The 7079-nt window shown below is 30.4% G+C and carries 7 protein-coding genes; 6 read left to right on the forward strand and 1 reads right to left on the reverse strand.

From position 1 onward, the window contains the following. Positions 1 to 6: 6 nt before the first annotated feature. The gene (locus ACLN19_RS08750) at positions 7 to 1164 is read right to left on the reverse strand and encodes an MFS transporter (protein ID WP_413385440.1); all 1158 of its coding nucleotides are present in this window, start codon (positions 1162 to 1164) and stop codon (positions 7 to 9) included. 627 nt (positions 1165 to 1791) lie between these two features. Between ACLN19_RS08750 and ACLN19_RS08755 the strand changes: the two genes are divergently transcribed. The 6 genes from ACLN19_RS08755 (at position 1792) to ACLN19_RS08780 (ending at position 6988) form a co-directional block, all read left to right on the forward strand. Next, positions 1792 to 2394, forward strand: coding sequence for a hypothetical protein (locus ACLN19_RS08755; protein WP_413385443.1), 603 nt, complete (start codon positions 1792 to 1794; stop codon positions 2392 to 2394). Between the two features lie 335 nt (positions 2395 to 2729). Next, positions 2730 to 3524, forward strand: coding sequence for a ParA family protein (locus tag ACLN19_RS08760; protein ID WP_413385446.1), 795 nt, complete (start codon positions 2730 to 2732; stop codon positions 3522 to 3524). Between the two features lie 20 nt (positions 3525 to 3544). Beyond that, positions 3545 to 3808 (forward strand): hypothetical protein, encoded by a 264-nt coding sequence (locus tag ACLN19_RS08765; RefSeq protein WP_413385449.1) that lies wholly within the window; start codon positions 3545 to 3547, stop codon positions 3806 to 3808. 875 nt (positions 3809 to 4683) lie between these two features. Then, positions 4684 to 5685: a replication initiation protein gene (locus ACLN19_RS08770; RefSeq protein WP_413385452.1), complete on the forward strand. Its 1002-nt coding sequence runs from the start codon at positions 4684 to 4686 to the stop codon at positions 5683 to 5685. 150 nt (positions 5686 to 5835) lie between these two features. After that, positions 5836 to 6078, forward strand: a complete 243-nt coding sequence (locus tag ACLN19_RS08775; RefSeq protein ID WP_413385455.1) for a hypothetical protein — start codon at positions 5836 to 5838, stop codon at positions 6076 to 6078. A 19-nt stretch (positions 6079 to 6097) separates the two neighbouring features. Beyond that, a complete protein-coding gene (locus ACLN19_RS08780; protein WP_413385457.1) occupies positions 6098 to 6988 on the forward strand; it encodes a hypothetical protein in 891 nt (296 codons plus the stop codon). Positions 6989 to 7079: the final 91 nt, after the last annotated feature.

Here is a 7079-nt window from a genome sequence, read left to right on the forward strand (position 1 = left end):
CATCACTTAAGAAAAACACTTTATAAAATGTGTACAGAAAAGTGTTGCCTTTTCACTATTTGCTCTACCTAAGTATTCTTTTTCCACCAACTCTTGTCTGTTGGTTATAATTATTATATTCAATATTGATTGTAAAGCATCTATAACAAACGTAATTGCAACAATCATATAAACATTACTCCATTGTGCATAAATAATTCTCAGTATAGATTGAAGTAAAATATTTGCAATGAACAGCTGATGAAATTCAAATTTCTTACTCAGAAAGTTTATTAAAAAAGCTCCACAAAGTGCCCCACTAGTAGCAACTGATGCTACAAATCCAATCTGACTAGTATTTAAATTTAGGATATTTTTTAAAAAAATCAGACTATCATTTTGAAAATTCGCTGTTAATATATTAAAAATAGCTGTAATAACTAATGGTAAAAATACTGTTTTTCTACTTGAAACATATACATAGCCCTTTACAATATCAGCAAATATATCCTTAAACATTTCAAATGAAAATTTATGATTAGATTTATTTTCTACAGCCTTAATATAATAAAATGAAAATGAGCTTAAGAGATAGCATAGACTACTGATCAACAATAAAATTCCAATTGAATACTTACTATATATCATTCCACCCACAATGGGAGATAAAATACCTAAAATATATTGTATTGAATAGATACTACTATTTAAAGATGTAAAATCATCTGTGTGTTTGAATAAATACGGTAGATAAGTTGTTTCTGATATTGAACTAATAACGTTAATACAACTTACTAAAATAGTTATTACGATTAGTGTCCACAATTTAATACCTAAGTTATCAATATAGACCACTATAAAAAATGAAGTAAAATATAAATAAAATCTAATAAAGTCAGATAAATACAATATTTTCTTTATATTTAACTTATCAACCAAAGCTCCAAATGGCATCCCTAGAACTAGAAAGGGGAGAATTGTGAAAGAAGATATTAAAGATAAATATAAAACTGAATTCCTCAATCCTAATATATAAACTGGTATCGCAAAAGTCATTAATGAACTACCAAAATTATCAAAAATGACTGACATAAGGTATTTATTTTTATCAGTTAATAAACTCTTCATACGTATATTCACCCCTTCCACTGCTTCTACTTCTATACAATCTAAAGCTTGACCCACATACTATGTTTCCGGATCTTCAAATATTATATTATCATCAATAAGTATATCATCTCTCATCTCATTTATAAACCTCAGTAGCAATAGAAAACTCTAATCAGTCCCTTCCATCTTAGATTTTTAAAACCTCTTCTTTACGTAATATTATAATAATTACTATTTCATAAGTATATAATTACTTATTTTTATAAGTGTTTAAACAAATTTAAAAACAACAAAACTAAAGTTTAAATACTTGTAAATATATTGTTTAAAATAATTATGTAATAGCTTATCTTATACACTAGATATAAGGATATTTTTATATAAACATGTCATTTAATTAATATATAAAAATGTTTTAAACCACCTATATTTACCATTGTTTTAATTCTTAGTAAAACAATAGCAAATATTTTCCCCTTAAGAATAAGCCTTATATCAGATACTTTAACGACTTTATCTTTGATTTTCTTAACAGAATCATTTCCTTGTTTTAACTTCTTTTATTATGCCTGTTTTACTTCTAGATTGATTATCTCAAAACGATAAGTTGCATTTCATTAGGCTATAAGTCCTAAATAACGTATAATAAAAGAATAGAATCTGTAGAAATGAGATACCTATATTACACCTTCAGCAGATTTTATGAAATTATTTTTGAAAACAGCAATCGTTACAATTACTGCTGCATTATTGCTTCGACTTTTAGAATGGGTATGGTTAAATTCAATAGTAGATATTCTAAAGGATGGGGCTTTAACAGGAGTTGACCTCTATTTTAAAAGCTTGAATAAATTCTTTTACTTATATCATTTTCAAATCGGACTTAATATTATCAGTCTAGTAGGTTATGCTTTTGCTCTCAAAAATAGCTCAGTCACTACTCGAGATATTATGTATTTAATCCCTTTACATATCATTTTATTCATCATCGTATTTCTTCCAACTATTATAATCAGGGATTTTGAGGGTGCTATTTTTTCCTCTGTTATTTTATGGAATACTCTTTTATTACAAAAATATCAACTACTCTCTCTTAAATCAGTCATTAAAACATTGCTTCCCCTTCAACTAATGAATATTACTATTTTTCTAGTTATCTATGCTATTACTACTTTTTTAGATGTGATTATCGGTGACAATGTTATCTCACATATCCTCCTTCCTATACTAATGTATGCTCTTATTATAGCTACCTTGTATCTATCAAACTATCTGATTATACGAAAATTAAGTCATTCCAAATAAAACCATCATAAAAATACTGCTTATGAAGCAGTATTCTCTATATCATTCAATATAAACATTTATTTTTATATGTGTTAGATGCATGTAAATATTATAATTTTACCACTTATTTTATTATGTTTTAAAACACTTGTTAAAATAAAGACTTGATATCTTATAAAAATCAATTTATTTATTGTTTGTCCTTTTCTATACTATGTCAAAATTGAATTGATATTGTTTTTAATACCTATTTTACCAAGTATATAAATAAATAGGGAAATTATTTAAAACTTGATTTTTATATGTGTTTATATTATAATGAAAACAATGATATTTATAGTTGGGGTTTTTCGATGAAATTACTAAGTTTTGTAGCTATCAAAGGGGGAGTAGGAAAAACAACTCTAGCTCTCTTAACTGGTCAATATTTGGCACATAAAGGAAATAAGGTTCTTTTTATAGATCTGGACCATCAGTGTAACTTGACTCATTTTTATGATATTTATGAGAATACAGGAACAGTTATCAATATTTTTACTGGACAAGGTGATGTGACCATCTTACCAGTATCTGAAAATATTGATATTATTCCAGGTTCAATGCGTTTAGATGAAGCAGAACGTCAATTGGAAACCAATTCAAATAAAAATATGTTTTTATATGATTGGTTAGGAACACATTTGGAAGATAAAAATCTGGAACAATATGATTATATTATTTTAGATTGCCGACCAGACTTTGGTATTGCAACGCGAAATGCCATTGCTGTTAGCCATCTATTATTTAGTCCCATCATTCCAAGTGACTTTGCGTTTGAAGCCAAAGAAAATTTAGATATTCGTTTAGAAGATTATCGTAAAGATGAGATTATTCGTCCTAGTAGAGAATCTCTAATTACTGCTAAATTATTCTTTATTCCTAATATGATTAAACACAATACGTCAAAATCCAAAGAATTGCTTTTAGCTTTGCAGGAAGACCCGACAGTTATTGCACCGATTCCGCAAAAAGAATTATTCAATCGTGTCACAAAAGATTTAACTATTATTGATATGATTTCAAATCCTTCTTTTAATCAGCATAAAGCATTTTTCTTAGATTTAACAAAGACATTGGAAATCATGCAGCAAACCATTGATGAGATTTAAAATGGATTAGGAGAGAATATATGGCTTTTGAACCTAAAAAAGCAAAATTAAATCAGGCATTACAAAAAAATGATACTGAAGTAGAGCTTGTAAAAAGTAAGGTTTTATCTGAGAAACCTAGAAGACGCAAAGTCGGAAGACCCAAAGGTAAACAACGGTTTAATTATACCTTTACATTGGAACCTGAAAGTCGTGATAAATTAGACTTAATAGCAGAACAAGAAGGTTATAATGGTGTTTCGACCTTTTTAAATGATTGGATTAAACATTATAAATTAAAATAGTATTTAAACTACAATTAAAACATGTGTTTATATTAGTGTTTTAATTGTAGTTTTTATATCGTTTGTTCAATTCAACTTCTTAGAGTAAAATTAAAAATAGTCCCATTTCTTTGTTTTATCTAAAAATATGTTTATTATCGTTTTTTAGAAGTTTAAAATAAACTATTATATCTTTTATGAGAAATAATTGATTATAGTTGTAGCATTATTAGTTAGAAAATTTTAAAAGTAAGATAAAATGATGGTGTTAATTTTTTTAGGACAAGACAAAGAGTATTATTTATTTAGATAGTATTATATATTATTAGTATTTTAGTATTGGAGACTTCTAGAAGGCTTTGATATCAAGGGATTTCAAGGGTAAAAATACCAATTATGCCAGCTTTGTAGTCTAATTATGTCTATTTAGTTACCTAATTATGCCTTGATAGTTAGCTATTTTTGGTAAATAAATTACCTAATTATGCCCTAATAGTTACCTATGAGTTTTAAACATACCTAAAAATGCCGAGATTTTAAGCTTAAATACCTAAAAATTTAAAAATAGAGGAAAATAGTTACCTAAAAATGCCAATAAATATCTATTTATGCCGAAATAGTTACCTAAAAATGCCAATAAGTACCTATTTATGCCAGAAAATTTGAGATAATAACCTAAAAATGCCAAAATAAGAACCTAATTATGCCACAAACTATACCATTTTGGTTGATTTTTAAAAATAAATGGTATAATTTAAAATAATTCTAGGTGATAATGAGTAGAGATAGGCAAAAAATAGAGAGTCTCTTGATTTAAAATACTAAATAGAGCCAAATTGGACGATATTTGGTATAATTAAAATACTAATAGGTAAGAATAGGTAGGAGATAAGACGATGGTAGATAATTCTTTGATTATCAATAGTGATAAGTCCTACTTTGATGTGATTAGACCCAGAGAAAGCTTCAATGTTTATAAGGCTAATATTTTAGCGCAGGCTCAGGGGAATTTATCGACATCAGAGAGAAATATTTTAGATTATTTTTTGACTTTTATCAAGAAAGATGATGTCTATGATAAGGATAAGATGTATGTCACAACCTTAAATGATTTGACGGCGACTGTTGGTAATGTCAAGGGGGGCTCTAGTGGAGCCTATATTTTAAAAATATTGACCAAGTTGCCTAGTAAAACGAGTATTTTGATCCCTAATGATAATGAAAAAAATGGGAAGATTATTAAGGGATTTGATATTATTTCTTTATTTCACAAGATACATGTGGAAGAAGATGGAACGGTAGCTTTTGCTTTTCATGAGTTGTTGGAGCCATTTTTGTATGGCTTATCCGATGGGAAGTTTTTTACAGAAGAACTGTCAAATCTTTTGAAGTTGCGTTCGCAGTATGCGAGAACATTGTATGAATTATATCTTTCAAAGCGCTATGCGACCAATAAGATAACGGTCATTGAAGGGAGTCTTGAGGAGTGGTATTTGTGGCTCTTGGGTGATGATATTGTGCATGATCCAGAGAAGATGAAGCACTGGACAGCTGGACGTTTTAAGCAGAAGATATTGATGTACTCGATTGATAAGATTATGCAGGCTTTTCCTAATATTGATATTACCGTTGAGCCTATTAAAAAGGGGCGAAAGGTAGTGGCTTATAAGGTGACCTTTATCTTGTCCACTTATATGGAATTGAAAGCCTTGAATGAAGCTATTGAAAATAAGAGGGCTGCAGAAAACGTTGATGAAGCACTCGAAAAAGAGTATATGGAAAAAATTATGGCAGAGGCGATTAATAAAAATATCACCTTGTCAGAAGCAGCAGCAAGGCTCAAATTAACCAAAGAGATCACCTTTATCCCGAGCCAATTAGCGCCAGAATCTAAATAGCATGAAGAGAACCAAAGGGCTCTCTTTTTTTGATAGCCTATAACAGTTTTTAATTGCGAATCAGATTATTTTTAACTATAATAAATTGAAAACCCATGAGGTGTAAATTTACACCCTGTTCTATCTATAAACATAACGAAAGAAGGTGAGATGATGGCTAAAATTGTTGGGGATAACGACAATTATCTGATAGGTGATAGCCATATTATCGAGCAGTTGTTGAGACGCGTCAGTATTCCTGAAATTGTCGAAGCGACTGATATTGATAAATCGTGGCTTTATCGCCTGCGAAATGGTACATATACCCTTAATAGTATATCCTTTGAGAAAGCGAGTCAGTTGACGAAGTTTGCTCTGTCTATCGGTATTGAAAAACCAAAGTCTAGGAGATAGTATAAAAAGGGAGATAGTTATGAAACAAATAAAGAAAAATAAAAAACGTCTCTTATCAAAAGACAAACCTAAGAAAATGGCAAAGGAGAGTTTAGACCCACTGTCTGCATTGCTTAAGGAGCGTATCTTTTACTTGAGTGATGATTTAACTGAGCAATCGACTCCGTCTGATTGGACAGCTGCTAGCATTGTCAGAAGACAGCTGACACGTCCTCTAGCGAAACAACCAGACGATTTAAAACCTGCTATGCGTTTAGCTCTAGCTGACTATGATAATCAGTATATTGTCATGACAGGTGTGATTGGAGACTTTAGGACCTTTGTGACTAAATCTGGTCAACGTAACTTAAAGATGTTAATTCTACTGCCGACGATTAACTGTGCTATTCGTCATAAACCAACACCAGAAGAGTATCACGAGGCTAAAGGGAATGTTCAAGCTATGGTGGATAAGCAAAAGACGGCTGTTGTGGACCGCTTTATTGACCAGCACATTTGGGTAGATGTGAAAGACATGGCTAATATTTGCCCTGAAACCTTTAGTGGATTGATGATTGGCCATAATGTAACGATTGCTGCTAAGGTGATGACTTACTATGGTGTGGTTACTTTAGACCTTATGGTTAAGGGGAGTAAGTATGGTTTAGATGATGTAATCCTTCTTGAGTCAGGGCTTTGCGTGAAAAAGCCAAACACTAAGATCAAGGTACTTCAGCATCACAAGAAGTATGTGCAACAGCAAATCGGAAGACAAATTCCCTTTAGTCAGATAGACACTAAGGGCTTAGGTGATCTACACTGGAGTGAGGCTAAGAAGCGTTTTGTGGTTAATTATGGGCATGCACTCTATAAAGCCGATAAAGTCAGAGAAGATGTACTGCCCCCCAAAAGTTGGACACTATATATTTAGCTGAAGGATTGAGTTCTGTATTGCACAGGACTTAATCCTTTTTCTACCATTTGTCAAGCCTTTCAAGGTATTTGACAAAAAATATTTAGAG

It is taken from the genome of Streptococcus lishijunsis (genome assembly GCF_047290665.1).
Taxonomy (GTDB): Bacteria; Bacillota; Bacilli; order Lactobacillales; family Streptococcaceae; genus Streptococcus.